The organism is Pseudomonas sp. E315 (assembly GCF_055406205.1).
Genome location: NZ_JBUZPJ010000001.1, coordinates 196,246 through 209,067, shown reverse-complemented (window position 1 = coordinate 209,067; position 12,822 = coordinate 196,246). Strand labels below are relative to the sequence as shown.

Sequence of the window (12,822 nt, the reverse complement as noted above, 5' to 3'; positions counted from 1 at the left end):
ACTTATTTAGCCCGCAGGCGAGGTGGGGGGACGACGGCGCGCGCCGGGGCTGAAGCACGTCAACTCCCCTAAAGCTCACTCCGCGCTGAAATCCCCAGTTACCAAGTCAAATTGACCCATGCCGGTTTTGGGCGGCAACCTTCTCGGTTTATATGGACTCACACAGGGACTTCGCATGAAGAAGGACGATAAGGATGAGCCTTTTACAGACTCACTCTGGACTCAACATCGCCCAAACGGTGGAGCTTCATTCGCAGCTTGGACCAAGCCCTCTGTACCCGAGCCTGTGTACATTCCAAAAGATGAATGGCCATCCCCCAAGGAACGCGCAGACCTGGTCTTCGCCAAGTCCTGCGTCTCTGAAAACTGGTGCAGCACGGATGCAGGAACGGCCATCGAGCCCGCCTCCAACTTCGGCAACATCATGGTCGTTGCCTCCATGATTTTGCCTTCTGCGTCAGATGCAATTGCAATGGCCATCGGCGCTGATGCCGGACTAGCCCGTATTGCTGGCGGCGGCATCATGCAAAAGCGTATGACGTGGGCAATACGTGGCGCGGGAGGACCGGTTAGCGTTTTTATAATGGGCATGCTCCCCACCAAAATGGGCGACGGCACACTCCATACTGACGAACAACTGCGCCGCATGAGCAAGGCCACTACACGGGTGCGCTTTCAGTTCCGACGTGATGCCGAAGGCCTACTACAGATTTACGGTATTCACACCGGCACGTCAGGTGATGACTCAGTACGCATCGTGCAAGTGAAGTGGAACGCAACCAAGACTGCGATGGAGGCTGAGCTAAATGGGATCACCATCCTTTGGACGCCACCACACAGCTCTTCAGGCATGCCACCACTGACTTACCCCGACGAAAGCGGCAAGCAACTGGGCACTATCCTCGTACACCCGATCCCGGAGAATACGGACAGCCAGCTTGAAGGCCTTCCCGGCGATGACATTACAACCGACGACTGCATTCTGGTCTTCCCGGCAGAAACTGGCCTAAAGTCGCTGTATGTGGTGCATGCGAAGCCGCTTGGTGGCGACCACAGCTATCACCCGGCGCCAAAAGGGCTAACAGCTTTTCCAGATGCAAGGATTACCCCGCGTAAAACATCTATACAAGGCGGAGGGGGACTACGGAAAAGATGGAAAACAAGAGATGGCACTATTTTTGAATGGGATAGCCAACATGGTGCTGTTGAGAAATACAACAAGCGCGGAAAACATCTTGGGGAGTTTGATCACGAAACAGGTGAACAAACTAAAGATGCTGATAAAAACAGAGAGGTAGAACCATGAAATTTATCGTCGAAGCATTCGATAAAGAGAACGAATTTCTAGATTTTGAAGTTGCTCTACCAGATGGCTGCGAAGCCCAACTAGCCAAAATCATGAACTGGTCATCTCCACAGCGAGGTGATGAGGGCTACAACCTTAGCAGCTCCCAACTGTCTAGCATCGAGGCATTGGCAGGTAAGCGTTTCAACGATGATAAACACATATTTCAACTCACCTGTAACGTAACGTGAGCTGAAATACGGCCTCTGATGATTCACGTAGCGGGTACTGACTCATACCCGCGCCACCCTCACATCAAAACAACATCCCCAGCGCCTCCGGCGCCCAATTCATAATCACCAACTCCCCACTGACCTCTGCCTTCCCCTGCCGCTGATTCGCGGTGCTGTACCGAATATCTACAGTCTCAAAGTGAAAGCCTTCGAACACCCGGCGAATATCCGGATGGTCGTTAATGCTGACCATCACCTTGCCTTTGCAGCGGCGCATGAAGTCGGCCATCCGCTCATAGTTATCAAACGGGAAGTCCACTCCATAGCCAGCCGTCTGCCAATAAGGTGGGTCCATGTAATGGAAGGTATGTGGCCGGTCGTAGCGCTCAGCACATTCAAGCCAGGGCAGGTTTTCCACGTAGGTACCGGACATCCGCTGCCACGCTGCTGACAGGTTTTCTTCAATCCGCAGCAGGTTGATCGCTGGCCCGGTAGTGGCCGTGCCGAATGATTGCCCGCTGACCTTGCCGGCAAAGGCATGGTGCTGCAGGTAGAAGAACCGGGCCGCACGCTGGATATCGGTCAGGGTTTCAGGCCGTGTCATCTTCTGCCATTCAAACACCTGTCGTGAACTAAGCGCCCATTTGAATGAACGCACGAACTCTTCCAAGTGGTTCTGCACCACCCGGTACAGCGTCACCAGATCACCGTTAATGTCGTTGAGGACTTCAACCGGTGCAGCCTGGGGCCGCATGAAGTACAGCGCGGCTCCCCCGGCAAAGACTTCGACATAACATTCGTGCGGTGGGAACAGTGGAATCAGGCGATCTGCCAAGCGGCGCTTGCCGCCCATCCACGGGATTATTGGGGTGCTCATAAGTGATCCTTGTTTCGATAAGTGGATTCGCTTAGGCTTCGTACCCCCTGCGCAGTGGGGCGAGGCCTTGGTTGGAGCACTCGGCTAGATCGAGTGTTTCGGCGTCGAGCCCGGTGTTAGCGCACCGGATCGTCGCCTCGTTTACTGCGCGGGGGACTTTATTCGCCCCCGGCGATTTCATACGGTTTAAACCTCACGACCTCCTCCCCCAGCCAGTCATTCAACTGCGTCATGCGCGATTGAATCGGCTCCAGCTCGTTCGCCACGTAGATCTGCGCCGCCTCTCGAATCGACCCAAACCCTCCCGCGTTTTGCGGAACAATCCCCATCAACTGCGGCGGTATGCGCAGGCTGGCTAGCACGTCATCGCGGGTCTGATTTTTGATTGAGCTGAATTCGTCCTTGGCAGCGACCTCACTGACTGGGATCAGTTGAATGCCGTCCTTTTTACCGTTGGGCGAGTACACGAACAGGTTGCGAAAGTTGCCCGGCCCTTTGGACTCCTTGAGGGCTTTGCGCAGTGAATCGACGTCAGATTCGTTTTGCGCTGGGTCAGTCATGTAGAGGATGAAACCGGCATGGCTGCCGTTTTCGTAATACTTGCGGCGAAACAACGTAGCCGATTCATTGAGCAAAGCCGATTGCAGCGCACTGATCCATTCCGGTAGGCCGTACACCTCCTGGTGCAGATCGGCTTCGCGCAGGTGCAAGATGCTGCCCGCGTCGAATTCGTGTTCTTCCTTCCAGCCTTGAACCAGAAAATAACGCCCGTCCTGCCCTGCCCGCATGTACTTGGCCAACGCCGGTTTGAGTTGAAAGGTCGAGCCCAGCATTGAGCGGCGCGCTTCGATGTAACCATTGCCTAGACTGAGAAAATCCAGCGCAAACTGTTCAAACGCGGCCCGCGACAGTAGCCGGTGCGGGATAAAGGTTTTGCTAAGTAAGTTGCGTTTGAAGGTCAGGCCAGAATGCAGATGCACGCTAGAGCCGACCGAGCGCGACAGGCCATCCAGCGACAACGGCGGTTCGTACCAGCGCCCGTTAAACCAGCACTCCAGATAATCAAACACCGCCCGACCGCCCAGTACCGGAGTCGGGTCGCCAAAACTGAATGCCTGAATAGCCTGGTTCACTCTGCCGTCTGCCACTTGAGGCGTAGCGCCTGCCGGTTGATCGTTCATCCAAAAATCTCCATTCGCCCGGTGTTGGAGGCGGTTTGCCCCTCAAGCGGTTCGTTGTGCAATGCGTGAAAGAGCGCCCAAGCCAGGTCGGCGTGGCCGGTGGTGTCGTTGCGCCCTGCGGTGTAGGTGTATTGGCGACCGCCTGCAGTGACGGTTTTGCGGATGGCCATCAGTGACTGCGCCATATCGACCCAGCCCGCGTCGAACTCCAGCCGACCGCTGTGGATCACGTCATAGGCTTTGAGTACCAAGCGGGTTTTGACTTCGGGCGAGTAGCTGAAAGTGGTGACGTTGGGGAAGAACTGGCGCACCAGCTGTGCCACACCGCTGCCCAAGCCGGTGACATCGATGCCGATGTAGGTCACCCAGTAACGGTCGCAGACTTTTTTGATAAAGGCCGCCTGCGCCGCGAAATCCATGCCCCGGAACTGGTGACGTTCCAGTACACGGAATTTGCCGCCCGGCACCAGTGGCGGCGCGCATACCACCAAGCCCGAACAGTCGCCCGTCTCGGCGGGGTCATAGCCGATCCATACCTGTCGGTCGCCAAACGGGCGAGCAGCAAAAGGCTTGTAGTCCTCGGCCCACTCCACCCAGCTATCGACCATGCACGACTGCAACAGGGCCAGCGGAAAAATGCTGGCCCCGTCATCAACGAAATCGCACATCAGCAGGTTGGCGAACGCTTCCGGGCTGTACTCGCGGCGCAGCTCATCGATGTCGAACAGGTCACAGCCGCCCCGCTCCGCGTCCAAAATGGTGACAATCTGCCGCCATACCCGATCCTCACAGAACCGGCCTTGTTGCAGACTGCCGTGGGAAGTATCGACTTTGGTGTGTTGCGCGGCGGGCTTGCCCTTGTTGAAACGCTCCCCCGTCCAGAAGGTGTAGGCCTCGTGGGCCATGCTGGATGGCGTGGAAAAGTAGGTTTTGCGCCACTTCTTGTGCATCGCCATGCCCGAAGCGACCTTGTTCAGCTCTTCAAACTTGAACGTCCAGAAGAACTCATCGAAATAGAAATTGCCGTGATAGCCCTGTGCAGTCCGGGCGTTGGTACCAAGGAAAAACAGCTCGGCACCATTGGGCAGCACAATCGGATCACCCGTCAGCTCGACCCCACATGCCTCACGCACAAACGCCAGAATGTAGCCCCGGAACAAGTAGGCTTGATTCTTAGAGGCCGAGAGGAAAATCTGATTACGCCCGGTGTCCAGCGCGTCGATAAACGCCTCGCGGGCAAAGTAGTAAGTTGCACCAATCTGTCGGCTTTTGAGAATGACCCTGGTGCGCTGATTGCCCGCCCGGTACCAGTCTTTCTGGTAGTCGAAACAGCCATCAATGAACGCCTCACGTAACAGCTCGATCTGGTCTTCGCTGATCTCGTTTTTGACCGCTTTTTTCTTCGGCTCGCTATTACGCTTGGCGAGGTTCGGGTTGAGGTCGGTTTCGGTGCCGCCGCCCTGGTAACGCACGATCCGCGCTTGTCGTTCAAGCTGACGGTGCAGCAGATCAATCTCTTTAAAATCGCCGCTGCTCTTGCCCTCTTTGAGGATCAACTGCACCAAGCGTGCTTCCAGTGCGCCGCCGATACGCTCGACGTTATCCGCACGATCCCACTCGTCGCGGGTCTTCCAGCTGTGTAGCGTTTTCTCTTTTTCGCCCGTAGCCTCGGCGATCTCACAGATGCGCCAACCCATCCAATACAGAAATTTGGATTGGCGGCGCGCATCCATCGGTAACAAAGCGGTCGTAGTCATGGCCGCGATGCTGCCGTCCGCGCCCGCTACTCAATAGCAGCCCCCCTTGTAACCGCCAGCCCTACAAGGGTGACTCGTTGCCGCAACACGCGCGCGTCCCGACCATGCCCCTCATTGCAACGCGTCTTTTCCGAGAGGAACGCGCCCCACGCACTGAGGATCTACGGCATGAAAAAGTTTCGCAGCAAATGGTTCCGGGTCGCCGTTGAAGGCGCCACCACCGACGGGCGCCGCATCGAAGGTGACTGGATCAACCAGATGGCCGCCAGTTACGACCGCAGCAAATACGGCGCTCGGGTTTGGATGGAACACATTCGCGGCACCTTGCCGGACTCCCCTTTCCGCGCTTACGGCGACATCCTCGCGGTTAAAGCTGAAGACGTTGAAATCGACGGTAAAAAAGTCCGGGCGCTGTTCGCTCAGATCGAGCCGACCGACGACTTGGTCAGCATGGTCAATAAGCTCAAACAGAAGATTTTCACCAGCATCGAAGTCCGCGAGAAGTTCGCCGACACCGGCAAGGCTTATCTAATGGGCCTTGGTGTGACCGACACCCCGGCCAGCCTCGGCACTGAAATGCTCGCCTTCTCGGCACAACACCCGGATGCCAGCCCGCTTAAATCACGCAAGCAGTCGCCGGACAACCTGTTCACCGTGGCTGAAGAAACCGAGCTGGTTTTCGAGGAATACGAAGAAAAACCCAGCATCGGTGCCCAGCTTTTCAGCAAGGTTCAAGACCTGCTCAAGCGCAAAGAAGCCAAAGATGACAGCGAGTTCGGTGCAATGGGTCAAGCCGTCGAAGCTATTGCCGAGCACGGCAAAAGCCTCGAAGAACAATTTACCGCCGAGCAAACCCGCAACAGCGAGCTGCACAGCCAAGTGCAGCAGCTCAGCACGGACTTGAGCACGCTCAAAACCACCCTTGGCAACACTCAGGATCACACCCAACTCACTCGCCCCCCGGTGACCGGCGGCGGTAGCCAGGCACTGGCTGAATTCTGACCTGACGGCCCACACCCGCACGCCCACGACCGGAGACACCCATGCGTAACGACACACGAAAACTCTTTACTGGCTACCTAAACCAAGTGGCCAAACTCAACGGCGTCGAATCTGCCAATGCCACATTCAACGTCGACCCGAGCATCCAGCAAAAGCTGGAAACCAAGATTCAGGAGTCGAGCGAGTTCCTCGACAAAATCAACATCATCGGGGTAGATGAACAAGAAGGCGAAAAGGTCGGTTTGGGCGTGGGCAGCACCATTGCTGGACGTACCAACACCAATGTTAAAGCCCGTGAGCCACGCAGCATCGGCACCTTGTCGAGCGACAAGTACAAAGCCGAAAAAACCGACTTCGACACCTTTGTCACCTACCGCCAGCTTGATGCCTGGGCCAAGTTCCCCGACTTCCAGACACGTCTGTCGGGTGCCATTGCCCAGCGCCAAGCCTTGGATCGGATTCAGATCGGCTTCTATGGCGTCAAGGCCGCTGAGCAAACCGACCGCGTCGAAAACCCGCTGTTGGAAGACGTCAACATCGGTTGGCTTGAGCAGTACCGCGTGCATGCACCCGACCGCGTGCTCAAGGAAGGTGCCGAGAAAGGCAAAATCCGCATCGGCAAAACCGGCGACTTCAAGAACATCGACGCCTTGGTCTACGACGCAATTCAACTGCTCGACCCGTGGTATCGCCGCAATCCGGGCCTTGTAGTGCTGACCGGGCGCGAACTGGTACACGACAAGTTCCTGGCCTTGGTCAACAAAGACCAGGACGCCACTAACACGCTCGCCAGCGATCTGATCATCTCGCAACGCCGTGTCGGCGGGCTGCCGCTGTACGAAGTGCCTTACATGCCCGAAGGCGCGGTTCTAATCACCACCTTCGCCAACCTGTCGGTGTACTGGCAGCTCCAGGCACGTCGCCGCTACCTGAAAGAAGAGCCGGAGTGGAACCGCATCAGCAACTACGAATCGTCGAACGACGCTTATGTGGTTGAGGACTACGGCCTTGGTTGCCTGCTGGAAAACATCACACCCGTCGACGCCGTTCAACCTGATCCAGTCAGCGAGGGTTAACTCATGGCCCTCAGCCTTGCTCAAGCCCACCAACGCCGCGCCCGTGCCGCGATGGAGTCCGCTAAAACCGCGCCCATGCAGTCAATGGCGGGCGCGACCGCGTACGAGCATCAGCTCAACCAACTGCTTCAGGATCGGCTGCGCCTGAAGTCGATCCAGTCCAACGAAGGCAAGGCCGCGCTGAAGCTCCAACTGCTGCCCGAATACATCCCTTACGTCGAAGGCGTGCTTGAAGCCGGCAACGGCGCGCAAGACGAAGTCATGACCACCGTCATGGTGTGGCGCATCGATGCCGGCGACTACAAAGGCGCGCTGGATGTAGCGGCCTACGTGCTCAAGCACAAGTTGGTGATGCCGGATCGTTTTGAACGCACCACAGGCTGTCTAGTGGCCGAGGAAATCGCCTCAGCCGCACTCAAAGCGCAAAAGGCTGGCGACGACAGCTTCGACATTGGCGTGCTGTATCGCACCCTCGAAATGACCGAAGACCAGGACATGCCCGATCAAGCCCGCGCCAAGCTGTATCTGGCCGCAGGCCGCGCCACGTTGGTCGGCCTTAATGCTGAAACCCGAGGTCAGGCGGGTCAGTTAGAGGCGGGCATTGACCTGCTCAAACGGGCCATTGCGTTGCACGACGGATGCGGCGGCAAAAAGGATCTGGATAGCGCCGAGCGCCTTCTGAAAAAACACACCGCCGCAGCTGAATAGGCTGACGCGGTTAACCGAGCGTCCCCACGCACCCCGCCGGCTCGGGGCAGCACAGGCAATTTGATTATGTGTTGTCCTGTAACACCCCGACCACCGGCGACCTATTACAGGGCTTACGCATGAGCGGATTCGTAGCCAGCGGCAGCACGCCCAGCGGGCATATCAACACCGACCCTTTCTGGCCGTCCATCGACCTCGATGCGTTGCGCGAGACTTTGCGCATCGACGCCAGTGTCACCCCGGCCCGGTTGGAAACCGCGTGCATCACCGCCGCCATCAACCTCAACCGCGAGCTGAAAGACTGGCGTGTCACTCAACAAGCAGCCGGCTACCGCGAGCTGGCCCAAGTCCCTGCCGAGCAGGTGCAAGACGTTTCGGCGTTGGTCCACCTGTATCGCCGGGCGATTGAAGCCGGCACCGGTGCCGAAGTCTGCGAACGCTATCGCTCCTACGACAGCACCAACACCGGCAACAAAAACGCCGACGACCTCATCCCGAATATCGACGACTACCGCCGTGACCTGCGCTGGGCGGTGCGTGATTTTCTAGGCATCAACCGCACCACCGTGGAGCTGATCTGATGTTCACCTCGGTTCGCGCCCAGCAAAACGACACGGTCGATGCCCTGTGTTGGCGTCATTACGGACGTACCGCAGGTGTAACCGAGGCGGTGTTGGAAGCCAATCCCGGCCTGGCCGATCACGGCCCGTTTCTGCCCCACGGCACCCTCGTCAACCTACCCGATACCCAGCCCGCCGCGCCCCAGCGGCAAGTGGTGAACCTATGGGACTAAACCGCAGCAAGACCACTCGACCCTTGGACAAAGGAATAAATCACATGCCTGAACGTCCCGACACATGGGCCTGGCTCGCCACCTGGCTTGAACATAACTGGCCGACGCTTTATGCCGGACTTCTGGCCCTAGTCATCGCTGGCCTTCGGGTGATGTATGGCGGCGGCACGCTGCGCCGCGTGCTGATTGAAGCACCGTTGTGCGGAGCCTTGGCCCTCACTGCAAGCCACGGCCTGTCGCTGATCGGCGTGCCCATCACCACTGCGCCCTTTTTTGGTGGTGTGATCGGCTTGCTGGGCGTGGAAGGCACTCGCGCTGCAGCCAAAAAGTTTTTCATCCGTAAGGTAGAACAGTCATGACCACCCTGCGCCACGGCGACCGCTCGCAAGCGGTGCGTATCCTGCAAACCAACCTCAACAGCCACGGAGCCAAGCTCAACGCCGACGGCCATTACGGCGACCTGACCGAAGCCGCCGTGCGCGCTTATCAGTTGAAAGCTGGACTGGTGGCCGATGGCATCGCCGGCAGTAAAACCCTCGCCAGTCTGGCCGGTGGAGATTGCCAGCAACTGCTGAAAAACCAAGACCTAATCAACGCCGCCCACCGCCTCGACGTGCCATTAGCCAGCGTTTACGCGGTCAATGAAGTGGAGTCCAACGGCAAAGGCTTTCTCGACAACGGCAAGCCGGTGATTCTGTTTGAGCGGCACATCATGTACCGCCAGTTAGCCACCCCTCGTACCGATGGGGATAACGTGGTTCAACTCAAGCAACACGCGGCAGAACTGGCGGCCTTGAACCCGGCCATCGTCAACCCCAAGCCCGGTGGTTATGCCGGTGGCAGCGCTGAACACCAGCGTTTAAGCCATGCGCGCCTGATCGACGACAACGCCGCCCTTGAGTCCGCTTCTTGGGGCGCGTTTCAAATCATGGGCTTTCACTGGCAGCGCTTGGGCTATGCCAGCGTGCAAGCCTTTGTCGCTGCCATGAGTGCCAGCGAATCACAACAATTCGACGCGTTCGTGCGCTTTATCGAAACCGACCCGGCGCTGCACAAAGCCCTCAAAGCGCGTAAATGGGCTGAGTTCGCCAAGCTTTACAACGGCCCCGATTACCAGCGCAATTTGTACGACATCAAACTGCAGCGGGCCTTTGAGCGGCATGCGGACTGCGGTTGTGGTCAAGAGGTGGCGGCATGATCGACCTTGAAGAAGTCCGCGCCCTGCGTGTGCAAGACGGTGATTTGTTGGTGGTGCCCGAGGACACGGAAACCGAAGGCATGCAGCAATTGGTCACGGCGCTGCGCCATATTCAGCCCGATGCCAAAGTCATCGTCATTCGTGGCCCGGTCGAGCACCTGGACATCGCCACCATGAACCAGTTGGGCTGGTACCGCGCATGAGCACTTTGCGCCAGGCGCTGTATGGGCTTGCCCTGCTCGGTGCTTTGGCGCTGTTTGTCTGGGGTCAGCAACAGCGCATTGCCGCCGCCAACCAAGCCACGAAACTGGCGCAAGACGACGCGCAAACCGCCCGCGAAGACGCCGCCCGCAACCTCACCACCGCTAACGCCCTGCGCGACACCTTGGGGCAGGAGCGTCAAGCACAAAGCCAACTGCGCGGTCTGCACGACCAACTGCGCCAAGGCTTGGCCCTTCGCGAACAACAGATAGAGGGACTGAAACGTGAAAACGCTGCATTGCGTGATTGGGCTGCCCAGCCTTTGCCTGATGTTGCTCGCCGGCTGCGCGAGCGCCCCGCCCTTACCGGCGCCGACGCTTATCGTCAGTGGCTGTCCAGCCGTGGTGCCGTGCCAACTGCCAACGACCGGCCCACACAATAACGGCGACTTACTCACCGACCAAGAGCGCACCGAAGCCGCATGGGCTGAGTGCGCGGCGCAGGTCGATATGATCTTCAACCAGCAGCAGGCCACCCCATGAACAAGCCCGACAGCCTTCGCGCTCACCTGCTGAGCACCATCGCCGAACTCAAACACAACCCGGATCGACTGCTGATCTTCATCGACAACGGCAAAGTGCGCTGCACCGCTGCCGCCAGTCTGTCGTTTGAATACAGCTATGACCTGCAAATCATCCTCACCGACTACGCCGGCCACCCCGACAGTGTGATGCTGCCGCTACTGGGCTGGCTCAGCGTCAACCAATCCGAACTGCTGGAAAACCTCGACAAGTCGGCACAGGGGATCAAGTTTGAGGCGGACGTGCTGGATAACAGCAAGGTCGATCTGAGCATTCGCCTGCCGTTGACTGAGCGCGTAGTCGTGGGCCAAGACGCCGACGGCAACACCACCGTCAAACACCCCGGCGAACCTCAACGTGTCGCCAACTACCTCGACCCCGCATGGCGTCCCGGCAGCTTGGGCCTCGACGGTGAATGGATGATCCAAAATGGCCAATGACCTGGACGCACTGGAAGACTGGGCCGGTGTACTGCTCAGCAAACTGGAACCCGCCGCCCGGAGTAAATTGGCCCGCTCACTTGCCCAAAAACTGCGCCGTAGCCAGCAGCAGCGGGTTAAACAGCAGCGCAACCCGGACGGCAGTGCCTATGCGGCGCGCAAGCCACGGGAGTTGCGTGGCAAACAGGGACGGATAAAGCGTCAGGCGAAGATGTTTCAGAAACTGCCGAGAGCAAGCCATCTAAAAGCCAAGGGCGACGGCCAGTCGATCATTGTGGGATTCACCGGGCGAGTGGCGCGGATTGCGCGAGTGCATCAGTTCGGGCTGAAAGACCGTGCCGAGGCCAATGCCCCGGAGGTTCGATATCAGCAGAGAGATTTGTTGGGGTTTACAAATGCTGATGTGGAGTTGATTCGAGAAAGTTTACTAACTCAGCTAGCAATGTAAACCTCCTAAAAAAGTCGCTACCTATCAGTTTTAACAGTACCCCCCCCCGTTCAAACGAGTACAACATAGGACTATTAGTGACCAAAAGGTTTACGATCATGCCTACCTCCACGCAAAAACAATCTGTCCAGATTCATACAACACTGTTTGCAACAAATGGGAGCAACTCGGTGCTCGCAGAGTTGAACCAATCGGGCCTAAATCGCGCTTCTTATACGCCTTACGGTCACCACTCATCTGAGTTCAAATCCAGTTCGGACTTTGGTTTCAATGGAGAAATACGAGAGCCAATAACCAGTTGGTATACGCTAGGTAATGGGAACCGTGTCTACAACCCGGTGTTAATTCGTTTTCACAGCCCGGACAAGTTCAGCCCATTCGACGCCGGTGGATTAAACGCCTATATGTACTGCGTGGGAGACCCTATTAACCGAACGGACCCAACGGGTAATTTTCCAATTTGGAAAGGGATAACTGTTGGTCTTCTAGCTACTGGTGCAGTCGCGGGGATTGCCAGCACTGCTACAGACGGAAATACAAAAACAGCCTTAGCAGCGTTTTCACTCGCTGCAACAGCGGCAGGTATTGGTTACAGCAGATTCAACCTATATAGATCAAAAAACGTGAAAAACATTTTTAGCTCCATCTCCGGAGAAAGGAAACCTAGCTACAAACCTCTGTCTTCCAAACCGATGAATCCTACCACTTTACTAAAACCAACAACTGCACCACCGACTAAACCCGTAACAGCAATTTCCATAGCTCCAAGTGATACGCGAGCAGTACAAACACTAAACAGCACTCTCGGTACCGCTGCGGATCGACGTCCTAATTACTGGCCAAACCTCACAACTCCAGACGAAGCCTTTAGACTTCAAGTCCGAGAAGCTGGCATACAAAATCGTCTTGCAAATACGCCTGGTGCGCAGTTAGGCCTAGCAGCTCGTCGTGCCTTGAGAAGACAAGCGAATGCCCCTCTTGATGGTGTATCAGAAGCACAACGCATAAGAAGGGCGAATTTGCACTTGGAAATATGAGCCGT

The 12,822-nt window shown here is 57.2% G+C and carries 17 protein-coding genes and 1 pseudogene; 15 read left to right on the top strand and 3 right to left on the bottom strand.

The features are described from left to right. The first annotated feature begins 175 nt into the window (after positions 1-175). Positions 176-1,306 carry a colicin E3/pyocin S6 family cytotoxin gene (locus ACZRJQ_RS01160; protein ID WP_463976587.1) on the top strand — a complete coding sequence of 377 codons (1,131 nt, stop codon included), beginning with the start codon at positions 176-178 and terminating at the stop codon, positions 1,304-1,306. Continuing rightward, entirely contained in the window at positions 1,303-1,536 is a 234-nt protein-coding gene (locus ACZRJQ_RS01155; RefSeq protein ID WP_463976586.1) for a DUF7683 domain-containing protein, read from the top strand. Before ACZRJQ_RS01160 ends, ACZRJQ_RS01155 begins: the two co-directional genes overlap by 4 nt. A 64-nt stretch (positions 1,537-1,600) precedes the next feature. Here the strand turns inward: ACZRJQ_RS01155 and ACZRJQ_RS01150 are convergent, their stop codons facing one another. The 3 genes from ACZRJQ_RS01150 to ACZRJQ_RS01140 all read right to left on the bottom strand — a co-directional run bounded on the left by ACZRJQ_RS01150 (position 1,601) and on the right by ACZRJQ_RS01140 (position 5,333). Next, positions 1,601-2,395, bottom strand: coding sequence for a DNA adenine methylase (locus ACZRJQ_RS01150; protein ID WP_463976585.1), 795 nt, complete (start codon positions 2,393-2,395; stop codon positions 1,601-1,603). Between the two features lie 158 nt (positions 2,396-2,553). Further along, entirely contained in the window at positions 2,554-3,576 is a 1,023-nt protein-coding gene (locus tag ACZRJQ_RS01145; RefSeq protein WP_463976584.1) for a phage portal protein, read from the bottom strand. Further along, positions 3,573-5,333 (bottom strand): terminase ATPase subunit family protein, encoded by a 1,761-nt coding sequence (locus ACZRJQ_RS01140; RefSeq protein WP_463976583.1) that lies wholly within the window; start codon positions 5,331-5,333, stop codon positions 3,573-3,575. Before ACZRJQ_RS01140 ends, ACZRJQ_RS01145 begins: the two co-directional genes overlap by 4 nt. A 168-nt stretch (positions 5,334-5,501) precedes the next feature. On the opposite strand from ACZRJQ_RS01140, the gene ACZRJQ_RS01135 reads away from it, so the two are divergent. From ACZRJQ_RS01135 to ACZRJQ_RS01075, 13 genes and pseudogenes are all read left to right on the top strand, one after another. Continuing rightward, positions 5,502-6,335: a GPO family capsid scaffolding protein gene (locus ACZRJQ_RS01135; RefSeq protein WP_463976582.1), complete on the top strand. Its 834-nt coding sequence runs from the start codon at positions 5,502-5,504 to the stop codon at positions 6,333-6,335. Positions 6,336-6,376: 41 nt separating this feature from the next. Beyond that, positions 6,377-7,411, top strand: a complete 1,035-nt coding sequence (locus ACZRJQ_RS01130) for a phage major capsid protein, P2 family (RefSeq protein ID WP_463976581.1) — start codon at positions 6,377-6,379, stop codon at positions 7,409-7,411. Positions 7,412-7,414: 3 nt separating this feature from the next. Further along, positions 7,415-8,119 (top strand): phage terminase small subunit, encoded by a 705-nt coding sequence (gpM, locus tag ACZRJQ_RS01125; RefSeq protein ID WP_463976580.1) that lies wholly within the window; start codon positions 7,415-7,417, stop codon positions 8,117-8,119. A gap of 119 nt (positions 8,120-8,238) precedes the next feature. Further along, complete coding sequence (locus ACZRJQ_RS01120; RefSeq protein ID WP_463976579.1) at positions 8,239-8,700, top strand: head completion/stabilization protein; 462 nt, start codon at positions 8,239-8,241, stop codon at positions 8,698-8,700. After that, positions 8,700-8,912, top strand: coding sequence for a tail protein X (locus ACZRJQ_RS01115; RefSeq protein ID WP_463976578.1), 213 nt, complete (start codon positions 8,700-8,702; stop codon positions 8,910-8,912). The genes ACZRJQ_RS01120 and ACZRJQ_RS01115 overlap by 1 nt, the downstream gene beginning before the upstream one ends. Before the next feature lie 44 nt (positions 8,913-8,956). Continuing rightward, positions 8,957-9,271: a phage holin, lambda family gene (locus ACZRJQ_RS01110; RefSeq protein WP_463976577.1), complete on the top strand. Its 315-nt coding sequence runs from the start codon at positions 8,957-8,959 to the stop codon at positions 9,269-9,271. Then, the gene (locus ACZRJQ_RS01105; protein ID WP_463976576.1) at positions 9,268-10,110 is read left to right on the top strand and encodes an N-acetylmuramidase domain-containing protein; all 843 of its coding nucleotides are present in this window, start codon (positions 9,268-9,270) and stop codon (positions 10,108-10,110) included. Before ACZRJQ_RS01110 ends, ACZRJQ_RS01105 begins: the two co-directional genes overlap by 4 nt. Continuing rightward, the gene (locus ACZRJQ_RS01100; protein WP_463976575.1) at positions 10,107-10,313 is read left to right on the top strand and encodes a hypothetical protein; all 207 of its coding nucleotides are present in this window, start codon (positions 10,107-10,109) and stop codon (positions 10,311-10,313) included. Before ACZRJQ_RS01105 ends, ACZRJQ_RS01100 begins: the two co-directional genes overlap by 4 nt. Further along, positions 10,310-10,753, top strand: coding sequence for an Rz-like lysis system protein LysB (lysB, locus tag ACZRJQ_RS01095; RefSeq protein ID WP_463976574.1), 444 nt, complete (start codon positions 10,310-10,312; stop codon positions 10,751-10,753). The genes ACZRJQ_RS01100 and lysB overlap by 4 nt, the downstream gene beginning before the upstream one ends. After that, a pseudogene (gene lysC, locus ACZRJQ_RS01090) lies at positions 10,671-10,853 on the top strand (Rz1-like lysis system protein LysC); the annotation flags it as partial. The gene lysB and the pseudogene lysC, both read left to right, overlap by 83 nt. After that, positions 10,850-11,332, top strand: coding sequence for a phage tail protein (locus tag ACZRJQ_RS01085; protein ID WP_463976573.1), 483 nt, complete (start codon positions 10,850-10,852; stop codon positions 11,330-11,332). The pseudogene lysC and the gene ACZRJQ_RS01085, both read left to right, overlap by 4 nt. Continuing rightward, on the top strand, positions 11,322-11,780 hold the full coding sequence (locus ACZRJQ_RS01080) for a phage virion morphogenesis protein (protein WP_463976572.1): 459 nt from the start codon (positions 11,322-11,324) through the stop codon (positions 11,778-11,780). The genes ACZRJQ_RS01085 and ACZRJQ_RS01080 overlap by 11 nt, the downstream gene beginning before the upstream one ends. 98 nt (positions 11,781-11,878) lie before the next feature. Next, on the top strand, positions 11,879-12,817 hold the full coding sequence (locus tag ACZRJQ_RS01075; RefSeq protein WP_463976571.1) for an RHS repeat-associated core domain-containing protein: 939 nt from the start codon (positions 11,879-11,881) through the stop codon (positions 12,815-12,817). The last annotated feature ends 5 nt before the right edge of the window (positions 12,818-12,822 follow it).

What these genes read in the sequence shown, in the direction of transcription:
- ACZRJQ_RS01075 (WP_463976571.1), top strand. Translation starts at nt 11,879, where the DNA reads ATGCCTACCTCCACGCAAAAACAATCTGTCCAGATTCATACAACACTG.
- ACZRJQ_RS01110 (WP_463976577.1), top strand. Translation starts at nt 8,957, where the DNA reads ATGCCTGAACGTCCCGACACATGGGCCTGGCTCGCCACCTGGCTTGAA.
- ACZRJQ_RS01140 (WP_463976583.1), bottom strand. Translation starts at nt 5,333, where the DNA reads ATGACTACGACCGCTTTGTTACCGATGGATGCGCGCCGCCAATCCAAA.
- ACZRJQ_RS01150 (WP_463976585.1), bottom strand. Translation starts at nt 2,395, where the DNA reads ATGAGCACCCCAATAATCCCGTGGATGGGCGGCAAGCGCCGCTTGGCA.
- ACZRJQ_RS01085 (WP_463976573.1), top strand. Translation starts at nt 10,850, where the DNA reads ATGAACAAGCCCGACAGCCTTCGCGCTCACCTGCTGAGCACCATCGCC.
- ACZRJQ_RS01080 (WP_463976572.1), top strand. Translation starts at nt 11,322, where the DNA reads ATGGCCAATGACCTGGACGCACTGGAAGACTGGGCCGGTGTACTGCTC.
- ACZRJQ_RS01105 (WP_463976576.1), top strand. Translation starts at nt 9,268, where the DNA reads ATGACCACCCTGCGCCACGGCGACCGCTCGCAAGCGGTGCGTATCCTG.
- gpM (WP_463976580.1), top strand. Translation starts at nt 7,415, where the DNA reads ATGGCCCTCAGCCTTGCTCAAGCCCACCAACGCCGCGCCCGTGCCGCG.
- ACZRJQ_RS01130 (WP_463976581.1), top strand. Translation starts at nt 6,377, where the DNA reads ATGCGTAACGACACACGAAAACTCTTTACTGGCTACCTAAACCAAGTG.
- ACZRJQ_RS01115 (WP_463976578.1), top strand. Translation starts at nt 8,700, where the DNA reads ATGTTCACCTCGGTTCGCGCCCAGCAAAACGACACGGTCGATGCCCTG.
- ACZRJQ_RS01155 (WP_463976586.1), top strand. Translation starts at nt 1,303, where the DNA reads ATGAAATTTATCGTCGAAGCATTCGATAAAGAGAACGAATTTCTAGAT.
- lysB (WP_463976574.1), top strand. Translation starts at nt 10,310, where the DNA reads ATGAGCACTTTGCGCCAGGCGCTGTATGGGCTTGCCCTGCTCGGTGCT.
- ACZRJQ_RS01160 (WP_463976587.1), top strand. Translation starts at nt 176, where the DNA reads ATGAAGAAGGACGATAAGGATGAGCCTTTTACAGACTCACTCTGGACT.
- ACZRJQ_RS01145 (WP_463976584.1), bottom strand. Translation starts at nt 3,576, where the DNA reads ATGAACGATCAACCGGCAGGCGCTACGCCTCAAGTGGCAGACGGCAGA.
- ACZRJQ_RS01135 (WP_463976582.1), top strand. Translation starts at nt 5,502, where the DNA reads ATGAAAAAGTTTCGCAGCAAATGGTTCCGGGTCGCCGTTGAAGGCGCC.
- ACZRJQ_RS01120 (WP_463976579.1), top strand. Translation starts at nt 8,239, where the DNA reads ATGAGCGGATTCGTAGCCAGCGGCAGCACGCCCAGCGGGCATATCAAC.
- ACZRJQ_RS01100 (WP_463976575.1), top strand. Translation starts at nt 10,107, where the DNA reads ATGATCGACCTTGAAGAAGTCCGCGCCCTGCGTGTGCAAGACGGTGAT.